This is a genomic window from Herbiconiux daphne (assembly GCF_024979295.1).
Taxonomy (GTDB): Bacteria; Actinomycetota; Actinomycetes; order Actinomycetales; family Microbacteriaceae; genus Herbiconiux; species Herbiconiux daphnes.
Window position 1 is genome coordinate 1 of the sequence record NZ_JANLCJ010000748.1, and the last position, 536, is coordinate 536.

The window sequence follows — 536 nt, forward strand, 5'->3', positions numbered from 1 at the left end:
ACATTGTTCTGACCCCCCGACTTGTTGTCCGTGGATAGAATCGAGCCAAGCTAAATCAAGTGATGTACTAGGGTTTGACGGTTTGGGCTTAGTCTGATTGCCTTGTTTAACATTTTGGTTGTGGTCTGTCTGGGCTGGTTTCTTGCTGTTTGTGGGCTTGCTAGACGCTTTTTTATTCTTGTTAAAGAGAAAGTCCCCGTAACGGGTTGCGTGATTGTTACCGCCCAACTGGTAGCCCCTCGAACCTTTCAAATATATCGGGGTCTGTGGGGCTGTGTTTGCGACTGGTTTCTTTTTGGGTGTGGTCTTTGGTTTTGTCGGTGTGGGTGTTGTCGGTTTTACTGGGGTAGTAGAACCACCGCCCGTTATTTTTCCACCCCATGACTTGATAACTCTAATAGCGTCAGATAGAGGGTGTCCGTAGTCTTGAATCTGGTTATATTGAGCCAGTAACCCATTAGGGTAATAGACTTCCCATGTTGTTGCTGCCGTGCTGGGAATATAACTTTTTCCGACTGTCCCTAAAGCCATGCTAG

At 46.8% G+C, this 536-nt stretch carries 1 protein-coding gene; it reads right to left on the minus strand.

What is annotated here, in order from left to right:
- Positions 1–536, minus strand: a 536-nt coding sequence (locus N1032_RS27480; RefSeq protein WP_259543897.1) for a hypothetical protein, incomplete at both ends; no start/stop codon positions are given.